General features: G+C 43.5%; 18 protein-coding genes. 11 read left to right on the top strand and 7 right to left on the bottom strand.

Annotated elements, in window-relative coordinates; genetic code table 11:
• Positions 1-51 precede the first annotated feature (51 nt).
• The 9 genes from D1814_RS06095 to D1814_RS06055 all read left to right on the top strand — a co-directional run bounded on the left by D1814_RS06095 (position 52) and on the right by D1814_RS06055 (position 11,420).
• Positions 52-417: a response regulator gene (locus tag D1814_RS06095; protein ID WP_118490552.1), complete on the top strand. Its 366-nt coding sequence runs from the start codon at positions 52-54 to the stop codon at positions 415-417.
• Between the two features lie 38 nt (positions 418-455).
• Positions 456-2,402 (top strand): chemotaxis protein CheA, encoded by a 1,947-nt coding sequence (locus tag D1814_RS06090; RefSeq protein ID WP_118490551.1) that lies wholly within the window; start codon positions 456-458, stop codon positions 2,400-2,402.
• Positions 2,399-2,902 (top strand): chemotaxis protein CheW, encoded by a 504-nt coding sequence (locus D1814_RS06085; RefSeq protein ID WP_118490550.1) that lies wholly within the window; start codon positions 2,399-2,401, stop codon positions 2,900-2,902. The genes D1814_RS06090 and D1814_RS06085 overlap by 4 nt, the downstream gene beginning before the upstream one ends.
• Positions 2,903-2,906: 4 nt before the next feature.
• Entirely contained in the window at positions 2,907-5,213 is a 2,307-nt protein-coding gene (locus D1814_RS06080; protein WP_118490549.1) for a methyl-accepting chemotaxis protein, read from the top strand.
• 102 nt (positions 5,214-5,315) lie between these two features.
• On the top strand, positions 5,316-8,231 hold the full coding sequence (locus tag D1814_RS06075) for a methyl-accepting chemotaxis protein (RefSeq protein ID WP_118490548.1): 2,916 nt from the start codon (positions 5,316-5,318) through the stop codon (positions 8,229-8,231).
• Positions 8,231-9,061 carry a CheR family methyltransferase gene (locus tag D1814_RS06070; RefSeq protein ID WP_118490547.1) on the top strand — a complete coding sequence of 277 codons (831 nt, stop codon included), beginning with the start codon at positions 8,231-8,233 and terminating at the stop codon, positions 9,059-9,061. The genes D1814_RS06075 and D1814_RS06070 overlap by 1 nt, the downstream gene beginning before the upstream one ends.
• Positions 9,062-9,069: 8 nt before the next feature.
• Entirely contained in the window at positions 9,070-9,687 is a 618-nt protein-coding gene (gene cheD, locus D1814_RS06065) for a chemoreceptor glutamine deamidase CheD (protein ID WP_118490546.1), read from the top strand.
• A gap of 2 nt (positions 9,688-9,689) precedes the next feature.
• On the top strand, positions 9,690-10,736 hold the full coding sequence (locus tag D1814_RS06060) for a protein-glutamate methylesterase/protein-glutamine glutaminase (RefSeq protein ID WP_118490545.1): 1,047 nt from the start codon (positions 9,690-9,692) through the stop codon (positions 10,734-10,736).
• A gap of 423 nt (positions 10,737-11,159) precedes the next feature.
• Positions 11,160-11,420 carry a hypothetical protein gene (locus D1814_RS06055; RefSeq protein WP_118490544.1) on the top strand — a complete coding sequence of 87 codons (261 nt, stop codon included), beginning with the start codon at positions 11,160-11,162 and terminating at the stop codon, positions 11,418-11,420.
• Positions 11,421-11,491: 71 nt separating this feature from the next.
• Here D1814_RS06055 and D1814_RS06050 read toward each other — a convergent pair whose 3' ends face one another.
• From D1814_RS06050 to D1814_RS06040, 3 genes are all read right to left on the bottom strand, one after another.
• Positions 11,492-12,163: a haloacid dehalogenase type II gene (locus D1814_RS06050; RefSeq protein ID WP_118490543.1), complete on the bottom strand. Its 672-nt coding sequence runs from the start codon at positions 12,161-12,163 to the stop codon at positions 11,492-11,494.
• 193 nt (positions 12,164-12,356) lie between these two features.
• A complete protein-coding gene (locus D1814_RS06045; protein ID WP_118490542.1) occupies positions 12,357-14,156 on the bottom strand; it encodes a GGDEF domain-containing protein in 1,800 nt (599 codons plus the stop codon).
• Positions 14,157-14,306: 150 nt separating this feature from the next.
• Positions 14,307-15,200, bottom strand: coding sequence for a DMT family transporter (locus tag D1814_RS06040; protein WP_118490541.1), 894 nt, complete (start codon positions 15,198-15,200; stop codon positions 14,307-14,309).
• A 275-nt stretch (positions 15,201-15,475) separates the two neighbouring features.
• Here D1814_RS06040 and D1814_RS06035 point away from each other — a divergent pair, with 275 nt between their 5' ends.
• Positions 15,476-15,994, top strand: coding sequence for an HAD family hydrolase (locus tag D1814_RS06035; protein ID WP_118490540.1), 519 nt, complete (start codon positions 15,476-15,478; stop codon positions 15,992-15,994).
• A gap of 3 nt (positions 15,995-15,997) precedes the next feature.
• Here the strand turns inward: D1814_RS06035 and D1814_RS19405 are convergent, their stop codons facing one another.
• A complete protein-coding gene (locus D1814_RS19405) occupies positions 15,998-16,153 on the bottom strand; it encodes a hypothetical protein (protein ID WP_162889821.1) in 156 nt (51 codons plus the stop codon).
• A gap of 75 nt (positions 16,154-16,228) precedes the next feature.
• Here D1814_RS19405 and D1814_RS06030 point away from each other — a divergent pair, with 75 nt between their 5' ends.
• The gene (locus tag D1814_RS06030; RefSeq protein WP_118490539.1) at positions 16,229-20,071 is read left to right on the top strand and encodes a hybrid sensor histidine kinase/response regulator transcription factor; all 3,843 of its coding nucleotides are present in this window, start codon (positions 16,229-16,231) and stop codon (positions 20,069-20,071) included.
• A 27-nt stretch (positions 20,072-20,098) separates the two neighbouring features.
• On the opposite strand, the gene D1814_RS06025 is transcribed toward D1814_RS06030, so the two are convergent.
• The 3 genes from D1814_RS06025 to D1814_RS06015 form a co-directional block, all read right to left on the bottom strand.
• Positions 20,099-20,422, bottom strand: a complete 324-nt coding sequence (locus D1814_RS06025) for a DUF3392 family protein (RefSeq protein WP_118490538.1) — start codon at positions 20,420-20,422, stop codon at positions 20,099-20,101.
• Between the two features lie 63 nt (positions 20,423-20,485).
• Entirely contained in the window at positions 20,486-21,439 is a 954-nt protein-coding gene (locus D1814_RS06020) for a sugar phosphate isomerase/epimerase family protein (protein ID WP_118490537.1), read from the bottom strand.
• A 54-nt stretch (positions 21,440-21,493) separates the two neighbouring features.
• The gene (locus D1814_RS06015) at positions 21,494-22,498 is read right to left on the bottom strand and encodes a LacI family DNA-binding transcriptional regulator (RefSeq protein ID WP_118490536.1); all 1,005 of its coding nucleotides are present in this window, start codon (positions 22,496-22,498) and stop codon (positions 21,494-21,496) included.
• Positions 22,499-22,740: the final 242 nt, after the last annotated feature.

Below are 22,740 nucleotides of genomic sequence, written 5' to 3'. Positions count from 1 at the left end.
GCTTCAAAGCAAGCTTAGAGCAACTTTGACAATTCAAAAGGTGATTGAATTATGAGTAAAAGCATATTGATTGTTGACGATTCTGTATCTATTCGTCAGATGGTTGAAATGACCCTCAAGTCAGCAAATTACAACGTAACTACTGCGCAAGATGGTCAAGATGCATTGGATAAATGCCAAAGTGCTCGCTTCGACTTCGTGCTTACCGATCAAAACATGCCTCGCATGGATGGCTTAACGCTCGTTAAGTCTTTGAGAGGCTTAGCTAACTTCCGGTCGACGCCAATTGTCATGCTTACCACAGAGGCTGGCGATGATATGAAGGCCAAAGGCAAGGCGGCGGGTGCCACGGGGTGGATGGTGAAACCTTTTGACCCAAACAAGCTGCTAGATGTGATGAAGCGAGTGTTGGGCTAATCGAACGTCGGTTTTAATAGGGCAAATGGGAGTCAACCATGACCATTGATGTAAACCAGTTTCACGGTGTGTTTTTTGATGAGAGTGATGAACACCTCCAAGACATGGAGCAGTTGCTCATGACTTTGGACGTGGAGGCTCCCGACCCCGAAGAATTGAATAGTATTTTTAGAGCAGCACACTCCATAAAAGGCGGAAGCGGAATTTTTGGCTTCGACGCTTTAATGAACCTTACTCATGTAATGGAGAATCTGCTTGATAAAGCCCGCAACCAGGAAATACAGGTAACGGCAGAAATCGTTGATATTTTCCTGCAAACCTTAGATGTACTCAAAGACACCCTATCTGCTTACAAAGAGCAATCAGAACTTCCCCAAGCGCAAATTGATGAAAGCATAAAAGTACTCGAAGCTACGCTTGCTAGCGCTTCGGGAGATATAGCACATGAGCCTCCTGAGCAATGCGAAGCCCTTGACGCTACCTCTGATAATGAGATTGAAGGATTTGGCTTCTTTGATGAAGAAGAGGCTGAGGCGCAAAGCGGCACGTCTGAAACTTCGCAAAGTCAAAAAGATATTGAGGAAATTGAGGGCTTCGGTTTCTTTGACGACGACAAGGTCGATGTGGATAAACTGCCTGAAGCGACGCCTGAAGCCTGCAAAAACGACGAAGGATTTGGCTTCTTCGAACCAGAGAGCCTTCCTGTTAAACCAGATGTAACACAAATTGCTTCACCACAAGACGCTCCCAAACAACCTATCGTCAAGCCAGTAAAAACCAAGCCTAAAGCGGCCACAAAAGAAGCCGCATCAATTCGTGTAGACACCACCAAAATTGATGCCATGGTCAACCTAGTGGGCGAGCTTGTTATCACACAGTCAATGCTTTCTAACGTTGGGCAAGAAGTAGAGGGGCAAGTCGGTGAGCGCTTACAGCTTGCCATTGATGAGCTACAGCGCAATACCCGCGAAATCCAAGAGTCGGTGATGTCTATGCGCATGTTGCCGGTGAACATGACATTTAATCGCTTTCCTCGTGTTGTGCGCGACCTCTCCTCAAAGTTAGGCAAAAAAGTTGATTTGGTCATTCAGGGTGGCAACACTGAAATTGATAAAAGTCTTATCGAAAAACTGGTAGACCCGCTTACTCACCTAGTTAGAAACAGTATCGATCATGGAATAGAAAGCCCGGAAAAACGCCTTCAAGCAGGCAAGGCCGAAAATGGTACGGTTATTTTAAGTGCAGAGCAGAAAGGTAGCAGCATCATCATTGGCATTATTGACGACGGTGCGGGCTTAAATAAAGCGCGTATTTTAGATAAAGCTACGCAAAATGGTCTAGCGGTTACTCCGGAAATGCCGGACAGCGAAATTTGGCAGCTTATATTTCAGGCAGGTTTTTCTACTGCCGCCGAAGTTACCGATGTGTCGGGCCGTGGCGTGGGTATGGATGTGGTTCGCAGAAACATTGAGTCTATTGGTGGGCGCATTGAGATTGAATCGTCGCAGGGCGAAGGCTCAGCGTTTTACATTCATTTACCCCTCACGTTAGCTATTGTTGATGGCATGTGCGTATCGGTAGGCGACCAAATATTTGTTATTCCTCTGCTCAATGTTATCGAGTCTTTCCAGCCTACGACTTCTCAAGTAAAAACGCTCGGCAATGACAGGGTACTGTGGATTAGAGATCAGTATTGGCCTCTGGTATCGCTTACTCAGCTTATGCAAGTGGACGACGGCATCACAGAGCCGACCCAAGGCATAGTAGTACTGCTAGAAAGCAGCAAGAAACGCTACGGCGTGCTAGTGGACTCTTTGGTAGGTCAACAGCAAGTCGTCATCAAAAGCTTAGAGCAACATTACAGAAAAGTAGCCGGGATTGCAGGCGCCACCATTATGGGCGATGGCAAGGTGGCCATGATTCTGGATGCCGACTCGGTGGCAGCAAATTGTACCAATATTCCAAATGAAGAGGTTTCACTATGAGCGAAGCAGCATTACAGCAAGCCGTTAGTGCGTCAAAAGAGAATGAATTTTTAAGTTTTGTATTGGGCGAAGAACACTACGCCTTAGACATCACAACGGTGAAAGAAATTCGTGGCTATGAACAGGTCACCAAAATTGCCAATGCCCCAAGCTTCATCAAGGGGGTGATAAACCTTCGTGGCGACATTGTGCCTATCGTGGACTTGCGGATTAAGTTCAATGTAGGCGAGGCCACCTACAATGACTTTACTATCGTCATCATGCTCAACGTGCACGAGCGTATTGTTGGCATTGTGGTCGATGGGGTGTCTGACGTTATCCGCCTTTCAGAAGAGGACATGCTTCCCCCACCTGAGTTCGGTGTAGCGTTCGATAGTAAATATCTTCACGGGTTGGCTGATGTAGATGAGCACATGGTTATTTTAGTAAATATCGAGAGCTTAATTACAAGTAACGAATTGGGCTTAGTTGAAACAAAAACACAAGCGGTTGAGGGCTGAGACAATGGGAATTATGACGTGGTTAGAAGACTTCACGAAAGCAACGGACGTTAACCAAGCATTAAGAAACAAACAGGCGCTTGATGTCACCACCTGCTGCATCATGATGGCTGACGCAGACAGAAATATTATTTATGCCAATCAGTCGGTTAAAACACTGCTTAAAGAAAATGAGAAGAAGCTACAGGCGGTTCTTCCCAGCTTTTCTGCTGACAATCTTGAGGGGCAGAACATCGATCAGTTCCACCGTAACCCGTCGCATCAACGTAATATTCTTGCTGAACTGAAATCGACCATGACCTCTACAATAAGCATAGGCGACTTGAATTTCAAACTTACGCTTACCCCTCTTTTCGACCAAGATAGCAAAAACATAGGCACTATGGTTGAGTGGGTTGACCAATCTGAGTTGCTCATTAAAAGCACCATGCTAGATGCCCTTAACAACGCACAAGCGGTTATAGAGTTTAATGCTGATGGTGTAATTCAAAACGCTAACGACAATTTCCTTATTGGTCTTGGCTATAGCCTTAACGAAATTGTAGGCAATCATCATAAGATGTTTTGTGATGCTCAGTATATTCGTACTGAAGAGTACGCACAGTTTTGGCGCGACCTTAAAGCGGGCAAGCTACAAAGTGGCGAGTTTTGCCGCTTTGATAAAATGGGTAAAGAGGTTTGGATTCAAGCCACCTACAACCCGGTATTTGATGGTGATGGTAAGGTCATTCGCGTAGTGAAATTCGCCACCGATATTACCGAAAGCAAGCTTCGTAACGCCTATTTCGAAGGACAAATTGAAGCAATAAACAAAGCGCAGGCGGTAATTGAATTCGACCTTGACGGAAAAATTTTAAACGCCAACGAGAATTTCACCAACACGGTTGGCTACAGCCTAGACGAAATTGTCGGCAAACATCACAGCATGTTTGTAGAAGATGAATACAAGCGCAGTGTCGAATACAGCCAGTTCTGGGAACAGTTACGCCAAGGCGTACAGTTCACCGATGAGTTTAAGCGTATAGGTAAAGGCGGCAAAGAGGTCTGGATCCAAGCATCTTATAACCCCATTTTAGATCAAAATGGCAGGCCGCATCGCGTGGTGAAATATGCCATCGATATTACGGGTAGAAAGCAGGCTATAAGTGATATCAAGACAGCTATGAATGAATTAGTTCAGGGAAATTTAGACTGTCGCATTGAGCATGAGTTCGACGGCGAGTTTAAAGAACTAGGTACATCAATAAACCGCTTCATTGATGATATGCGCCGTATTATCGGCTCAATAAGTGATGTGATGACCCGCTTGTCGGATGGCGACTTAACCGCAGAGCTTGATGAACAGTTCCAAGGCGAGTTCCAAGTATTGGGGGATGCCATAAACCAGTTTGTCGGTGAAATGTCCGGCACTATCGGTTCTATTTACCAAGCAGTAGAAACCATTAATACTGCATCGTCTGAAATAGCCACGGGTAACGCTGACCTTTCAAGCCGTACCGAGCAGCAAGCGTCTAGTCTTGAGGAAACCGCGTCAAGCATGGAAGAGCTTACAGGTACGGTAAAACTCAATGCTGAAAACGCAGAGCAAGCTAATAGTCTGGCTTCGCAGAGCTGCGATATTGCCACAAAAGGGGGGGAGTTAATTCGTCAGGTAGTCGATACCATGTCGTCGATTAACGAGTCAGCCCAAGAGATTTCAGACATCATCGGTGTTATCGATGGCATTGCATTCCAAACCAATATACTTGCTTTAAATGCTGCTGTGGAGGCGGCACGAGCGGGTGAGCAGGGCCGTGGCTTTGCAGTGGTGGCCTCAGAAGTAAGAAGCTTAGCTCAGCGTTCTGCTGAAGCGGCGAAAGAAATTAAAGAGCTTATTTCGGATTCGGTGAGCAAAATTGACGGGGGGAATAAACTCGTTAATCAGTCTGGTGACACCATGGAAGAAGTAGTGACGTCTATCAAGCGCGTTAACGACATTATGTCGGAAATTGCGGCGGCGAGCTCTGAACAGGCGTCCGGAATTGAAGAGGTCAGCAAAGCCGTTGTGCAAATGGATGAAATGACCCAGCAAAATGCGGCTTTGGTAGAAGAAGCTGCGGCAGCTGCTGAAAGCTTGCAACAGCAATCCGGTAATCTATCTGAGCGTGTATCGGCGTTTAATATTGGTGATAAAGCTGCAATTGCAGAAACGAGCCCGCAGAAAGCGCCAAAGGTAGTGTCAGAGAAAAAGGTGGCTTCAGTAGCCATGTTAAAAACAAATAAGAAGCTAGCTCCTAAAGTACCAAACAATGACGAGTGGGAGTCTTTTTAGTTAACTAGAGGCGAATTCTTCAAAAGGGAATTCGCCTTTTTTATTACTTGCAGTTTTATTCAGCGCTCCAAACACGTAGCGCTACAAAAAATAGGTGATGCTATGGGTGTTTTTAATATATTTCACAATGAAGAATTGGTTGCTGCTCAAAGCCTTTCGCGTTTTCAAGAGCAGGCGTTGAGTGAGAGCACGGCATGTTTAATGCTGGTGGATGCATCGGGAATAATAACCTTTGCCAATAAAGCGTTTAAACAACTTGCAGCAGAGTATCGGGCACAGTTCAACCTCTCCCTTCCCAATATTAACCTTGACGCTATAACCGGTACCTCGGTTACAGGCTTTTTTACTAATAGCAAAGAACTGAGCCAGCGATATAGCGCCTGTAATAGTAGCGATACCTTTTTACTACAAGTAGACGACCTATTATTTACTCTAAAACTGACCACAATTAAAAGCGTTGAGGGTGAGAAACTTGGCACAATGGTGGAATGGATAAACGACCAGGAGTTGCAGCATAAGTCTGGCTTACTGGAGGGCCTCGACCGTTGCCAAGCCGTTATTTCCTTCACTCCCGAAGGGATAGTTGAAGATGTTAACAACAATTTTCTAAAAGTAACAGGCTATTCGAAAGAAGACATTATAGGTCAGCATCACCGACTATTTGTGTTACCTGATTATGGCATATCTGAAGAATACAACCGTTTTTGGGAAGACCTGAGAAATGGAGAACTCAGCAGTGGAGAGTATTGTCGTGTAGCTAAAAACGGTGACAAAATTTGGATCCAAGCCTCGTATAACCCTATCTACGATAAGTTGGGCAATATTGTTCGCGTTGTTAAATTTGCCACAGACATCACCGCGCAAAAGCGCAAAAATGCAGACTATGAAGGACAGATAAACGCTATCGATAAATCGTTAGCTGTCATCGAGTTTGACCTAGATGGTGTAATTCAATACGCCAACGAAAACTTCTGTGCAACAACAGGCTATGAGCTAGGTGAAATAAAGGGACAACATCACAGCATGTTTGTCGAGCCCAACTATAAAATGAGCCCTGAATATGCAGCATTTTGGCGAGATTTGAATAAAGGCGAGTTTAAGTCAGGGGAGTTTAAACGGGTAAAAAAAGATGGTAGCGAGCTATGGATTCAAGCGTCTTACAACCCTATTTTTGATGAGTTCGGTCAGCCTCAAAAAGTGGTGAAATACGCTTCCGATGTTACTGAACAAAAGCTGCAAAACGCATTTAATACCGGTCAGATAGATGCGATCGGTAAATCTCAAGCAGTCATCGAATTCGATTCCAACGGCAACATAGTAACCGCAAACGATAACTTCTTGGCCACGGTTGGATATGCACTAGATGAAATTCAGGGTAAACACCACAGAATTTTCGTCACTAGGGAAGAGCGTGAATCTGAAGAATACCGCACCTTTTGGAAGAAGTTGGCTGAAGGCCAGTTTTATTCTGGTGAGTTTCACCGTGTTGCGAAAGATGGCTCTGATATATGGATTCAAGCCACCTACAATCCCATTTTCGATATGAGTGGCAACGTTGTCAAAGTGGTGAAGTATGCCAGCAACATTACCGAGCAAAAGGTTAAAAATGCGTATTTTGAAGGGCAGTTAGCCGCCATTGGTAAATCTCAAGCGGTTATTGAATTTAACATGGATGGCATTATCCAAAATGCCAATGAAAACTTTTTAAATACAGTGGGTTATACCCTAGAAGAAATCAAAGGTAAGCACCACAGCATGTTTGTCGACCCCGCTCATCGCGCAAGCCCTGAGTATGCTGCATTTTGGGATGCGTTGCGCAGCGGTACTTACTCTTCAGGTGAATATCGCAGAGTAGGTAAAAACAACAAAGAGATTTTTATTCAAGCTACCTATAACCCCATTTTAGACCACAATGGTAAACCCTTCCGGGTAGTGAAGTTCGCTACCGACATTACAGGCAGAACCCAAGCGGTTGATGAAATTAAGCACGTTATGACTAAGCTTACTGAAGGAGATCTAACGGTTAACATTGACCACGCGTTAGATGGCGATTTTGCCGTGTTAGGCGAAGCAATAAACCAATTTATTAATGAAATGCGTGGCACCATCACCAGTATTAATGAAGCGGTAGAAACTATCAATGTAGCTTCAGGTGAGATAGCAACGGGCAACGCTGACTTATCAAGCCGCACAGAACAACAGGCCTCTAGTCTTGAAGAAACTGCATCAAGCATGGAAGAACTAACTGGAACCGTGAAGCTTAATGCCGAAAACGCTGAGCAAGCAAACAGCCTTGCAGCGCAGGCAAGTAAGATTGCCTCTCAGGGCGGAGATGTCATCGGTGAGGTCGTGGATACCATGACCGAAATCAATGATTCTGCGCAAGAAATTTCAGACATTATTGGCGTTATCGACGGGATTGCCTTCCAAACCAACATACTGGCATTAAACGCCGCAGTAGAAGCTGCGCGTGCTGGAGAACAAGGGCGCGGTTTTGCGGTTGTCGCCTCTGAAGTGCGCAATCTAGCACAGCGCTCTGCTGAGGCTGCAAAAGACATTAAAGAGTTAATTTCCGACTCGGTGAGTAAAATTGCAAGCGGTAACCAGCTAGTAGTGAAGTCGGGTGAAACCATGGCCGAAGTTGTGACCTCAATTAAAAGAGTGAACGATATTATGTCTGAAATTGCAGCGGCTTCCGCCGAGCAAGCTTCAGGAATAGAGGAAGTAAGCAAGGCCGTAATTCAAATGGATGAAATGACGCAACAAAATGCTGCGCTGGTGGAAGAGGCAGCCGCTGCGGCCGACAGCCTTAAGCAGCAATCGCTGCAGTTAAATGAACGGGTGTCTGTATTCGTAATAGGAAAAGGGCTAAACAGTGACCAGCAACATATAGCGGCTCTTACTCATGGAGATTTTCGCCAGCCGCAGCGCTTATCTGCGGGACCCGTTCATCGCGTGCCTCAAGCCAAGACGCTAACACCGGCTATGCCTAGTGAAGCAGAGTGGGAGTCATTCTAATGACAGCGGCTGTTACAACAAAAGATAGCACCAGGGAGTTCGCCTTTGAAAAGGCGGACTTTAAAAATGTGCAGCAGATGTTGTTTAAAAAGGCTGGGATAAATCTATCTGACGCTAAAGAGGCAATGGTTTACAGCAGGCTAGCTCGTCGGATAAGAGCAAGAAACCTGCGTAGTTTTAATGAATACCTGGCCTTGGTAAATACATCGGAATCGGAGTTAGAGCAATTTATCAATGCACTTACCACGAACCTTACGTCTTTCTTTCGCGAGCCGCACCACTTTACTGCACTATCTGACTATTTAAGACAGCATAATGTTACTAATATTTGGTGTGCTGCTAGCTCTACTGGTGAAGAGCCATATTCAATCGCGATGGTAGTAGCGGAAGCGTTCGGAAGTTTTAAAACACCCGTCAAAATCATTGCTTCAGACATAGACAGCAAAGTTTTAGCAAAAGCCAGAGCCGGTGTTTACCCCTTAGCTTCGATAGCGAAAATACCGCAACACCAACAAAAGCAGTTCTTCCACAAGGGCAAAGGCGCCAACGAAGGAAAAGTAAAAGTTGTCGATGAGCTTCGCAATATGGTGCAGTTTAAAAAGCTCAATCTGACCGAGGCGAAGTGGGATGTTAAGGGGCCGCTAGACGTTATATTTTGCAGAAATGTAATGATCTACTTTGATAAACCAACGCAGCTCAAAGTACTGCAAAAAATGGTCGGTATGCTAAAGCCAACGGGGTTATACATGGCCGGGCATTCTGAAAATTTCAATATGTATACTAATCTTGTTAGACCGGTGGGGAAAACTATTTATCGCCCCGTCGATTAGGAGATATTGTGGCGCCCCCCAATTTTGAACTGCCCATAAGTTACTACGACAAACGTTTTTCTACAGAAGCGGTAAAGCTTTTACCCGGTCAGTATTTTGTTACCACACAAGACAAAATGTTGGTTACGGTGCTCGGCTCTTGTGTAGCGGCTTGCTTGTTTGACCCCAATACGGGAATTGGCGGTATGAACCACTTTATGTTGCCAACCGTGAATAAATCGGCGGGTGAATTTAAGCAAGTGCAAGGAATGGCTGCAAAATACGGCGTTCACGCTATGGAAATATTGATTAATGAACTCGTTAAAGTAGGTGCACAGAAGAACCGGCTTAAAGCAAAAGTCTTCGGCGGCGGTAAGGTTGTTCCTTCTTTTGTTCAAAACGATGTGGGTAAGTTTAATGCCGAGTTTGTAACCCAGTTTTTAGAAACCGAAGGCGTACCTATTTTAGCCAGCGACTTGTGCGATGTTTATGCGCGAAAGGTGTATTTCTTTCCAAGTAGCGGACACGTGATGATGAAGCGCATTCACGAGCTTAACAATGCAACAATTATTGAGCGAGAAAGTCAGCACCGCTGGGAATTATCGAAGCAAGCGCCAAGTGGCAGCGTAGATTTATTTGAGGACTAGACATGACAATAAAAGTGTTGGTAGTTGATGATTCAGCGCTTATCCGCCAAATACTCAGCGAAATAATAAAAAGCGAACCAGATATGACGCTGGTAGGTGCAGCGCCAGATGCGTTTGTTGCCAAAAAGCTAGTACTTGAGAAGGCGCCCGATGTCATAACATTGGATATTGAAATGCCAAAAGTAGATGGCTTGCGCTTTCTCGAAGTGCTTATGAATGCCAGACCAACCCCTGTGGTTATGATTTCTACCTTGACAGAAAAAGGAGCGGAAGCCACTTTGCGATCGCTAGAATTAGGTGCGATTGATTTTGTAGCCAAACCAAAAATTGGCGTGGCACAAGGCATGGCTGAATATCACGATTTAATTGTCGATAAAATTCGAACTGCCGCCCGTTCAAAAGTAAAAAAAGCTTCGCCTGCTAAAGTATCTTCCGTCAATAAAGTGAGTTACTCAGGAACAGAAAAGCTCATTGCAATAGGCGCTTCTACAGGCGGTACTGAAGCTATAAAAGAGGTACTGCGAACCTTTCCAGCTAACGCCCCAGCAACAGTGATTACGCAGCATATGCCGGCGGGCTTTACCTCTACTTATGCACGGCGGCTAAACTCTGTGTGTCAAATGCAGGTGAAAGAAGCGAAGGGAGGTGAACGTCTGCTTCCTGGGCAAGCATATTTAGCGCCGGGCGACAAACACATGGAAATAGAAAGAAGCGGTGCAGATTATCGCATTAAGCTTACTGACGGTGCGCGGGTATCAGGTCACAAACCCTCTGTTGATGTGCTGTTTAATTCGTTGTGTAAAAGCGCGGGCAACAACGCGATAGGCGTATTGCTAACGGGGATGGGGAGTGATGGCGCTATCGGGCTTCATGAGTTATTCAATGCGGGCTGTGAAACCTTTTGTCAGGATGAAGCAAGCTGTATCGTTTTCGGAATGCCGAAAGTAGCCATCGAGAAGGGAGCTGCAAAGCATGTACTTGGATTAGATGATATGGGTAAAGCAGTTATGCAGACGGTAGAGAAGCTTTCCGCTGGCAGTCGCTTGTAGTGTTACGAGGCATAAAACATCTCGTATCCCCTGATTTATGTAAAAGGATTGTTATGCTTCCCTTGTCCCTAAAAAGCTAAGGTGTTTTAATAGCATCGCTTAATAAGTAGGTAATGCTGCTTCAGAATGCTGTTACTGAAGCCGATACTATGGATAGGCTTACTTGGAAGTGCGTAAAAATATAAAAATCGATACGTAAGTGGAATGGTAAGGTCAAGCGTTGTTGCCATAATAATAAAAAAGACAACGGTTTATGTGTAATAGCGGCGGCAAAGTAGTGAAGGTTTTATTACTACGTATATTTTGCTGTACCTAATAACAAAAAAAGGCCTGCTATATTCCTTACAGATTTGAGAGCAAGTATATGCTCATTCTTACGGTAAAACACTAACCCGAGATAATAACGAGTAGTTGGGGACTCTTATGAAACAGCAAACGCTAATTGCGCTATCAGCCTTAATGTTTTCTTCTTCAGTTTTAGCTAACGGTGGCTTTGAACCGAATAAAAAAGCATGCGTTAACGTCGGAAAAGAAATCACTCGCGTAAGCACTGAAATGGACGTAGCAAAGTCCGGTATTCAAAAATCATGGCTTAAGCGTCAGCTAAGTGCATTAGAAACTAAGCGATCTTCATGTAGTACAAAGGGCTTTAAAGCTAACCGACCAGAGTTAGCAAAGCTTTAATTGCGAAGCGTGTTTAGAAACAAAAAAGTCTTACCTAGGTAAGACTTTTTTTGTTTGTACAATAAATGAAGTTAGTCAGTCACTATACTTATTAAATCATTTAGCGAACTAATACTGTGATCAGGTACTAGCCCTAATGGATACATCATTTTACCTGAACGTTCTACAAATGTAGTCTGCATACCTGTTGCCTTAGCGCCGCTTACATCCCAGCCATGGGCCGCTACCATCATGGCATCTTCGTTCTTCACATTTGCCTGTTGGCAGGCCCAGTGATAAACCGCTGCATGTGGCTTGTAAGTTCGCACGCTTTCCACACTTAATACATGAGAAAAATACGGCTTAATATTGGCGTATTCAAGCTGCGCATCCAGCCCTGCTTTTGATGAATTTGAAAGTGCCACCAAAGAGAACCCCGCACTTTGAAGTGCCTTCAACGCTGGGATGACGTCACTATGAGCGGGCAGTTTAGTTATATGCTGTTTAATGGTGTCTTTCGCGGTAGTCTCATCAAGGGCTATTCCCTTACTGTGGGCCACCATGGTAAGTACTGCTGCTCCAATATCGATGAAGTCATGAAACTGCCCCGACGTTACATCCACCAAGCTATGATGTAGCAAGTTAGCAAACCATAAGTCGACTAGTGTCTCATCGCCATTTAATACTGATGCCAAGCCTGTTTTAATAGCCTGCATATCTAAAAGTGTTTCATTGATATCGAAAAAAATAACCCTTGGCTTCACAATTCACCTTCCTATTATTAATGGCAGAAAACGTTGCGTGTTGTCCTAAACCGCTTGTTGCTTATACCACTGTAAAACAGAATTGGTTTTGCTAAAGCCTTATACGACCAATGTCGATGGATTGGCGTTGAAGGAGATTGTGAGGAAACGGGAAGCGCGGCACTGCAAATGTGTGTCGCGTTTTTTATTTAAGCTAATCGGTTTCAATGTGGCTGCTCATATCAATCGACATGGCGATGTCATCGAGTATGTCGTTTAGACCAGTAATTTTTTCGTTAGCAATAAAGACGCTCATTTGAGACTTAACCACAATGTTGTTGTCTGAGTTGTCGCTCTCAAAGGTGTTTTCTAGTGCACTTTGTACTCGGTCGAAGAATTGGCGTGCGCTTCGTTCTTCAATATTGTGAAGACATAAAATGAATTGATCGGTTCCAAAGCGGCCTACAATATCGTTGCCACGAGTTACGTTCTGAAAGGTTTGTGCAATTTGTCGCAATACAAGATCGCCTTTTGTTGAGCCTATTTTTCGCGTTATTTCACGTAGGTTGCTGATGTCGAATATTGCAATAGCAATGGCTCGTCCTTTTTTAGGGGCATCCAGTTTATTGATGCGGGCAATAGCTGAATCGGCATTAAGTAACAGTGTTACTGGGTCAATGGCTTTCCGTGCTAGATGCTTTTTACGTAAAACGTAACCGGCAATAACAACCAGCAATAAGAACACAGCAATAGCGGTATATAAGGTATTTCTTCTTTTTTCTTCAGCTTTTTCAATGGTTGATTCAAGATCATAAATACGCGTATACAAGTTGGCGGCACCGACAATCATCGCGGTATCTTGGGTAACTTCTCTTCGCTTAATGACCTCTTTTGAGTAGATACTATGGGCTTCTTTTGCGCGCTCTATATCGCCTAAAGCCAAAAATATTGAAACGTTGAAGCTCAAATAGTCTAGGTTGGTTTCGAAAATCCTTGGAATAGCATTTTTATCTAACGCACCTATGTCAGCTAGGTATTGCTTTATACAGGTTAGGTTATTGTTGTGTAAGCATAGTTCAGCTTTGTGCCAATCAACCAGCATTTGACCAAAAGAGCTAGAGATATTGGCTGTTGCTTCTTCTAAATCGGACAGAGTATAGGCTAGGTTATTGTAATCTTGCGTTTTTCTATAATAGATAGACAGTGCATATTGATACAAAAAATTGCTAAGCGGCGTGTTTATTTCGCTATTCAGTGCACCTAACTCCAAAATGCTTTGATAAGCTTTGTCGGTTTGACCGCTACTTAACAGTGATACAATGGCACTAATGATAATACTTACCTTATTACTGCCTTTGTAAACAAGCAGACCCATTTCATGGGCTTTTAGATACTGCTCCGCGGCCAAAGCGTGTTGTTCTAAATCGCCATAGAGAAGGCCGATAGCATTGTGGATATGCGCCAACTCGCCTGGGCTACCGTTGTCGGAATAGCGTTTAAGCACGCCAAACATTTTACCCAGCCTTACCTCGGGTGACGTAGACTCAGAACAATAGTTAATAAGCCCTAGCGAAGAGCTGGTAAAAATATCACTGTGGCGCTCTGGGGAAGATAAATCTTGTGCTTGTTTGTAGTACTTGCAGCGCGCCGGGTTTTCTCTGGCATCATAAGAAAAGCCAATTTGATAAATAGCCGATGCAAACGCGTACGAGCTTTCATCTATATTGCTCTGCATAATGGCTTTAAGCAGCATCTTTTCTGCTTCTTCATACTTGCCGCGACAAATCAAAAACTGCCCTTTGGCTACGGTCAAAGCAAAACGTTGTTGGGGTGTGAGGCTTTCTAAAGTAAGCGTTTGTTCTAGTTCTGGCAGCAACGATTGACTAGGGCAATCGTACGAGGGCGAGCGAACTTTTTCGATAACGGCATCGACATCAGTATTTGCCAGAGTCGCAGAAGACGCGAACAACACGCTGAAAAAAGATAAGAGTGTTAAATATAACCTTCGAGTCATAAGGGATAACGTTTACGTTTTTTCTTTATAATATCGATTTGAGCCAATAACTACTATATAAAGCCCGTAAATCTTACTGCTTTTTTGTATCTTTATGCGTATTTTGTGTCTGAACTTAGCAGCTACTAAAAAGTGGTAAGCACATTATCCCTAATGCACAGGCGACCCAAAACTTACCAAAATGGCGACCCCGACTAAGGCAACGGCAGACCATGCAATGGTGGCTTTTGTCGCTTTTTCACCAAGCACCCAGGCTACCCCTAACGACATTAACGCACTTGTGGCAATTAACGTTTGAACAACGGCGGCTTTGGAATAAGCGAACGCAAACATTTGTAAGTAGATAGCGGCAGTAGTGCCAAGTAGCGTGGCCAACACAAAAGCGGGCCACACTCGTTTTCCGCTGTCGCTTTGGTAATTAATAACAGGCATATAGCGGGTTTTGGTTAAGGCTATAAGCGGTATCACAAAGACCATACCGCCTACTAATCGCAAAAATGCTGCACTTGCAGCATCAATTTCACCGGCGCTTAAAATGTCGCGGCTTACTACTGCTCCGATTGCCTGACACAACGCTGCCCCAACACCATATAAATAACCACTGGTAGCAAACACATGAGTAGTGCTGCGTTTACGTGCCTTTATGACCATATCTACCGAGAATAAAACTACTGCTACGCCAACCCACTGCTGCCAGGTAATCCATTCGCCAATAAAGGCCATAGCAAAAAGTGCGGTAAATAAAGGCGCAAGGGTTTCGGCAACCAGTACCGCTTGGCTATCGCCAATGCTCTGTAGGGCTTTAAAGAAACAGGTGTCGCCAATGCCTATGCCTATTAGGCCGCTAAGCAATAGCCACAACACTGCGCTGGTGGTAAGCCCAGTTGGCTGAACGAAAAGTAGCACAACGGCCAAGATGGCAATTGAAATTAAGCCTTTCCAAAAGTTCATCGTAAGCGGCGAAAACGCGTTACCCGTACCACGGAATAAGCGCGCAGCAATTGCCCAACAAAGCGCAGTACCTAGCGCAGCAAAAACACCCATAGATTACCTGTTAACAATATGAATAAATGAGAAGGGCAAAGTTTAGTCTGCCAAAAAGAGCGGCTATGCTAATGCAAGGTGTAGTTGGCGTAAACTTAAATCATTCAGTTAGTTTTTAGCCAAAACATCATAGCCTTAAGTAAACGTAACAGAAGCTGAAGGGCTTTCGTGGCATTATACGGATAACAAAAAAGGAGCGAGACCGCGCTGAACTATTTTAGGTGAGCGTTAATCGAGTCTCTAGAATATTACTGAAGTGAAAGGGCTAGAAAACCGTGAGTATTGAGCAGATGAACTTAAGCGGCATAAAAGGTGTAATATTCGATTTAGACGGCACCTTGGTAGAGTCGAGCCTTAATTTCACGCAAATGCGCGCCGACATAGGTTGCCCACAAAACCAAGACATTCTTACCTTTGTTGATGCCCTTAACTGCGCCGAAACCAAAGCGAATGCACACCGCACTATTTTGCAGCATGAACTAATTGATGCAGAAAATGCCAAGTGGTTACCCATTGGCAAAGCCATGGTAGAAAAAGTGCAGGCACACAAACTACCCATGGCGATAGTTACCCGTAACTGCCGCCAGGCCACTGCAATTAAGGTAGCCAATAACAGTATACCCATCGATTACGTGCTAACCCGCGAAGATGCCCCAGCCAAACCCGATCCAACCGCCTTATTAATGGTGGCGAACACATGGCAGCTTCAACCTGAAGACTGCCTGTATGTGGGCGACTTTATTTACGACCAGCAAGCCGCCGAAAATGCTGGGATGAAGTGGTTGTTGGTTTAGATGTCATCTATCCACATCTGGTTTTTTGGGTTTTATCGGCCCTATTGGTAAAATAAAATAATAACCTTCATCCAATAATGGCACGTTAATCCCTGCATATACTTTAGTATAGTCTTCCTCTTCCAGCTCTTGCATGTTTGTTTTTTGTTCGATATTCATGTCCCTTCCTATTTTTTTTAATCTTCCTGCTCTTATGAGCAATTAAAAAGTACACGTTATACAGGGATGTAAGATATGACTACTGAGACAGTTCATCGATATCGACTGAAGACTCATTCTTATGTCCTAATTTTCCTTGTCTATTTGATTTTTCTTCCAAAAACGGGCCAAGCCATAGGTGTGAATTTAGAGGGTAGGACCACCTTCGGCGGGATTCCTTCAGGTGTAATCCGCGATATGGAGGTTTCAAACAGAGTGGTTTATATAGCCGCGGAAAATGGTGTGTTCGAAGTAATTGGGAAGGAGTCCGAGCGTTTAAAATTCAACACGACCAGTAATGCTACGGGTATCATCTCTGATATTCACTTGATTGGCGTTAGTTTGTGGGTTGTCGAATATGGCGTGGGTATTTTCGAAATTAATTTGAAAACCAAAGAAGCAAAGCAGCTATTTGCCGATAGAAAGTGGTCACGCTCTGTTTGGGCCATGACAATGACTTCCACAAACTTTTATTTTTCTGTCATCGACGATGTTATACAAGTGAATAGACAATCTAGTCATTCAACCAAGTTAAGCTCCCAATTGGCAGCTTTAAAGTTAAATGGTGTTTACTCTCTTTTCTCTGAAAAAAGTAACGTGCATATAGCTTCAGACAAAGGTTACGTCTCAATCTCAGAAACGGCAGGTAATGTGGAAGAGTATAAACTAAGAGACAAATTACCGTTGCTATCTAGTGCGACGTTTATCAAGGTGATCGATAAAGAGCTATACATTGGAGGTCCAGAGGGACTTTACATATTTGGCAACAAAGAGCGATATATTCCTACTGAGGGAATTAGTGGTACTTATATAAACGATGTAATTAAAACAGAAGATAACAAAGTTTGGGTATCGGATGGGAGGCTATTAATTTTAGAAAACGAGAAGCTTTCAACGCCTCCCTTTATGAACCCAGTGCTTACATCTGAGGCGATTCGATCTATAACCAAAATTGCGGTTGGTCCTTATGATTCAATGCTTATTGCTTCATCTCAATTGGGCTTAATTTCTTTACCCAAAACAAAGTTGTCGACAAACCTAGTATCGCTTAACGGGAACGCTCTAAGAGAAAATATTCAGAAATCTGCTATCGACGAAACGGAAACATTGGTCAGAATTGAAAATGGTCTATTTACTTTAAATGAATATAGTGGGGAGCTAACTGAGAAAACTCTAGTAAAAAATAAAGTCGCCCATTGTACGTCACACAAAGAAGAAATTTTTGCTCGGTTAGCAGGTTTAAATCCATTGGAACTGTGTAGAAGTGATTTCATCCATTTTATTCAAGTCAATAAAGACGCTTTCTATTTTTACTTCGATGATGGGGTTAGCGCCAACTACTATTATTTAGTGAATGAAGCCATAAAAGACACCATCAAAGCTCCTCGTAAAATTGTTTATAGCGCTTTGTTAAGTGGTGGTGAGCTAGCTGCTTTTGATGTGTTTGATAATGTGCACTTTCAGTTGTCTAGGTTTAATTGGCGGACAATTAGCTCAGACGAAGGGAATTGGTTTGGACTTCAGTGTTTAATTGAGTTTGAAAACGCTTATTTGTTATGTACATCTGGGGCAGGCTTAAAAGAAATCGATAAGAAGAGTGGCTCGGTCAACTCTTCGTTTATTCAGGGGCTAAGTGAACTAAGGTTTATTCGAGGGGCTATGGTTACCGAGAGCGGTAATCTATGGGTGGCCTCAAATATGGGGCTTTTCATAAAGCCTCGGTCAAGCGAGTCAGCTTTTAATGTAGACATGCAGTTTGGTCTTTTTGATACAGACTTTGAGTACAGAAGTTTTGAGGAACTGCGCACAAAAGTGTTAGTGAAAGGGGATAAATACAGTTATTTGCTCGATGAAAAGGAATTAATACAAAGCCTTAAAAATCTACCCACTAGAGTGGAAACTACTGTTCTAACGCAAATTAAATGGAATGATAAAAGGGGACAGAACGAGCTCCACTTTCCTGAGCACCTCAATTTTAACTTCGACAGCGGTTTTAAAGAGGTCACCTTTAATTTTGTCGATAGTGATGTTTATAGCAAGAGCGAGGGAATTGAGTTCAAGTTAGATGATGATGCTTGGTTCTCACATAACAAAACATCAATGAGTTTAACTTTAAGTGACTTGGGCTTTGGTACTCACACGCTTAAAGTCATTACCAGCCACAATAGGGATACTTCAAATGGGTTGACTATAAAGTTTGATATAGCTCCGCCTTTCTGGGCTTCTAAATGGGGCATCATTTTATATCTTTCTATCGTCATATTGTTTTTTTACTTATGGAAGGTGGGTATAGCAAATAAGCTTTATGAAAAAATCAAAGCCACCAATCTATACGCACATCTAACTCGTTATGAGATTACAGATGGGCATTCAAAGTTCGAAAAAATGCTGCGTAGTAAAGAGCGTTTCATCAACGAAATTACCTCTGAACTTCGAACACCTATTCAAGTGATTAACGGTTCGTTAGAAAAAATTTCTGATGCAGATAAGGGCACGCGCAAAGAATTAGTCTGTATTCAAGACAATGTGAAAAGGGTCGAGCAATTAATTAACCAGATGAGTCAGGACGTCCCTACAGCTTTCAAAGCAGAAGATTATTACAAGTCCTATTCACCCGAAAATATCCGTTTTATTTTGCTATCTCTAGAGCCCCTAGCCAAACAAAAGAGGCAAAATCTTGAAGTGCGGATAAAGGTCAAAAAAGGTGTGTCTCTGATCAGTGAAAGCCTAGAGAAAATCTTGGCTAACTTGGTTCAGAATGCTATTAAGTTTACACCTGAACTTGGCACGATAAAAGTTAGCGCAATACAGGATAGCAAGGCGCTAAAGATTATTGTAAATGATGATGGTGAGGGGATAGAAGAGAACTTGCAAAGCAAAGTGTTTGAAAGGTTTGCTAAGGGCAACACAAAATTAGATGGAAATGGTGTGGGATTGGCTAAGGTTAAAACTCTAGTAGAGTTAAACCAAGGAGAGATTGCGCTTCAAAGCCAAAAAGGTGTCGGAACAAAAGTAACCGTAACGCTGCCGGTTGATGATATTACTTTTGTGAATTCGCACGCTGAAGATCTTTTGCCAGCGGACGCTAAAACAAATAAGAAATCGCTGTTAATTGTTGACGACAGCAGAGAATTCCGTTCTTATCTTTTCGACCTGTTCTCAGACAAATATCGCTGTCTAGTCGCGCGAAATGGTGTGCAAGCCTTAGATGTAATGCAGCATTATTTGGTGGACTTGGTAATAACGGATCAAATGATGCACGAAATGGATGGGCTTGGTTTAACTAAGGTTATTCGCCAAAACTCTAGCTACGCAAACATTCCGATATTAATGCTCACTGCTGAAACCGGAGCTGAACTGGAGAAAGCAGCGCTAGAGGAAAAGGTCGATTACTTCTTAGCAAAGCCAGCCTCAAATGAAGAAATAATACTGCGTGTTGAACACTTATTGTCGGTCAGAGAAGCAAAAGAAAAAGAAGAAGATGAAAGTGCGCTTCCCGTTTTCAAATTCGGGTGCTTAATAATTCCAGAATTTGATAACGAGAAGGATATGGCATTCTATCTAAACTTCATCGCTGTTCTTGAAAAGAACTATCAAGATGAAGCATTCAATAGAGATCAAGCTGCTTCCCAGTTATTGATAAGCCCAAGAAGTTTAAATCGAAGGATGTCTGAGTTGTTCGACTACAATTTCAGCGAGTTTCTGTCGCGCTTTAGAATCGAAAAATCTATACCACTGCTGCTAAAAGGAAATAGCATTTTAGATACATGTCTAGACGTGGGTTTTGGAACAGCTGCGTACTTTTCTACCTCGTTTAAAAAGGTCATGCATCTACCACCTAAAAAGTACATAGAGCAATATAGTAAAACAGTCGCTTAGTCTTTCGGTGCACGACAATAAGGCTTATCAAACATACCTACGCCTTTCAGCCAAAAAGCCAATCAACAGAAATGATGCCACATAGCCTGCTCCTTGGTAAGGCCAAGGCAAGTAGGCTAGGGTGTGTTTCAAAAAGGGGCCGCCGTACAAGGTTAGTGCACCATAGCCAAAGGCACACAGCACTACAAACAAACTAACGCGAATAATAAAGTGATAAGGTGCCAGTATGCGTTTTACATGGCCGTTAATCAGGTCGCCATACACCACCAAAATTGTGGCCATAAGCATAATGCTCATTTCGGTGTAATAGGGGCTTAATGCGCGAGAAAGGGCACTGAAAAGTTCACTCATAAAATTACTACTATTATGATGCTTTGCTATGTGCCCATTATAACCACGGCAAGGTCAAAAGCGTTAGCTAACGCCTTTATTTAATGCGCTTACTGCTTTAAAGCCTTGTTCAATAGTGGCTATGCGGTCGGTGGTTTGGTCGCGCTCTACAAATTTATGTTCAATGCCAGCTAACTTACCGTGCGCAAATATATCTTTAAAGTTAATAGTGCCTGTGCCCACGTCAGCAAAGCTGCCGTCTTCAGCCAAATCTTTCACATGCCAAAGCTTAAATCGACCTGGGTACTGCTTGAAATAATCAACCGGGTTTTTACCTGCTTTTACCGCCCAGTATAAATCAAGTTCCATGGTAACAAGGTCTGGATCGGTTTGGGTAATTAGTACGTCTAACGGCGTTTTGCCGTCGCGTATTTCAAATTCGAAATCGTGGTTGTGGTAGGCAAGGGTAATGCCTTCTTTCCTACAGGCTTCACCAATGGTATTTAGCTTATCGGCTAGGGCTTGGTAAGGCGCTATACCCGTACCGCGCTGGGCTTCGCTAAGCCAAGGCACCACTAAGTATTTGTGGCCAACGGTGTGAGCGTCATCTAAAATTTGTGAAAGGTTAGTATCGAACGCATCTAACTGAATATGAGCCGATGGCGCAGTAAGGCCGTTTTCATCAAGCAGTTGCTTAATCTCTTTTGCGCTATGGTCAAAGTAGCCTGCAAATTCCATTTCTGTGTAGCCTACGTCAGCGACCAGTTTAAGCGTAGCTGGTACACTTACCTTCATAATATCTCTTAGGGTATAAAGCTGCAGGCCAACCGCGCTATTATGCATGCCCTTCATCATTGCTCCTTTATCACCGCCATGCCCCTTAGCCGAACTAGTATGTGCCAAAACAGCCGGAGCGCTCATAGCCGCCAATAAACCAGACGAGTATTTAATGAACTGTCGTCTAGAAACGCCAGAGCCAATGTCGCTGGCCGCGTCTAAAATTACTGTCTTGCTTAAGTTTGCTTTACTTAAATTCACTGCTTGCTCCTTTTCTGTAGTGGTACATAGGTGATGAAGCATGGCTATCATCAATTAACCCAAAGCTTTGCCCGTACTCTCGCGCACAATAAGTTCAAACGGCATGATAACTTTGGGAGCCTTGCGAATTTTTCCGTTAAGTAAGTCCACTAAAAGCGTAACCGCTGTTCTACCAAACTCTTCTGCGGGTTGTGCAATGGTAGTTAGTGGCGGGTCAACAAACGCTGAGAATGCAATGTCGTCAAAACCTGCCACAGAAATATCGTTTGGAACATGCAAGTTAGCTTGCTTGAAGGCTTGCATGGCACCAATAGCGGTTTCGTCGTTTTCACAAAAAACAGCGGTGGGTCTGTCTTTCAAACGGGCGATAGTTTCACCGGCGTTGTAGCCGGCCTGCAACGTAAAGTCGCCTGGAAACAGCAAGTTTTCCTCAAAGGAAATACCAGCTTGCGTTAGTGCGTCTTGGTAGCCAGCTAACCGGTCTTGGGTTAGCGGGCTTGAGTTTGGCCCTTTGATCATGGCGATGCGGGAATGCCCTAACGATATTAAGTGTTCGGTCATTGCCTTGGCTGCAGCACGATTGTCTAACGACACAACAGGGTATTGACCATCGTCAATTACTTCACAGGCATTGACCATGGGAAGCAGACCGTTGTCGTTAACCATAGAGGCATCAAAAGGATTGTGTGCACGCAATTGTATAAGTCCATCAGCCTGTGAAGTGCTGACCATTTTGGCGTAATGACTTTCTATTTCACTATTACCAAGGGTGTTGGCAAGTAAAATGGAATAACCTAGTTCTGCGGCGGCTTCCTGCATACCGCTAATAACACGGGCAAAAAATACGTTCGCTACCGTGGGCACAAGCACCACCAAATTGTGGCTTTTACCCGAGCGAAACTTAACCGCCATTAAATTAGGTTTGTATCCCACAGCCTGAACCGCAGCCATCACCTTGTTGCGTGTTTTAGGAGAAACACGCTCAGGTTGTTGTAGTGTTCTTGATACGGTAGCAACCGAAACGCCGGCACTATCTGCTACATCTCTAATATTTGCCATTGATATTTTTATTGTTTGTTAGTTCATGTATGCATTGTAAACCCAACCAGCTAACGGTAGGCGTTATACGATGGTAGCGAATTCAAATTTACTTAAATTTAAAATGTAACCGTTTTCATTTTAGGTAAGAGAATACGTACTTTAGCGAGAACGTCAAAGGTTATTTGTAGATTAATTGTAAATTAGAGGCTATTTGCGTTTCAAGCTTAGCAATTTAAGTAGCTATTAAAGCTAGTTAGAAA

Source organism: Alteromonas sp. BL110 (genome assembly GCF_003443615.1).
Classification (GTDB): Bacteria; Pseudomonadota; Gammaproteobacteria; order Enterobacterales; family Alteromonadaceae; genus Alteromonas.
This window is presented reverse-complemented; position numbering and strand designations above follow the sequence as displayed.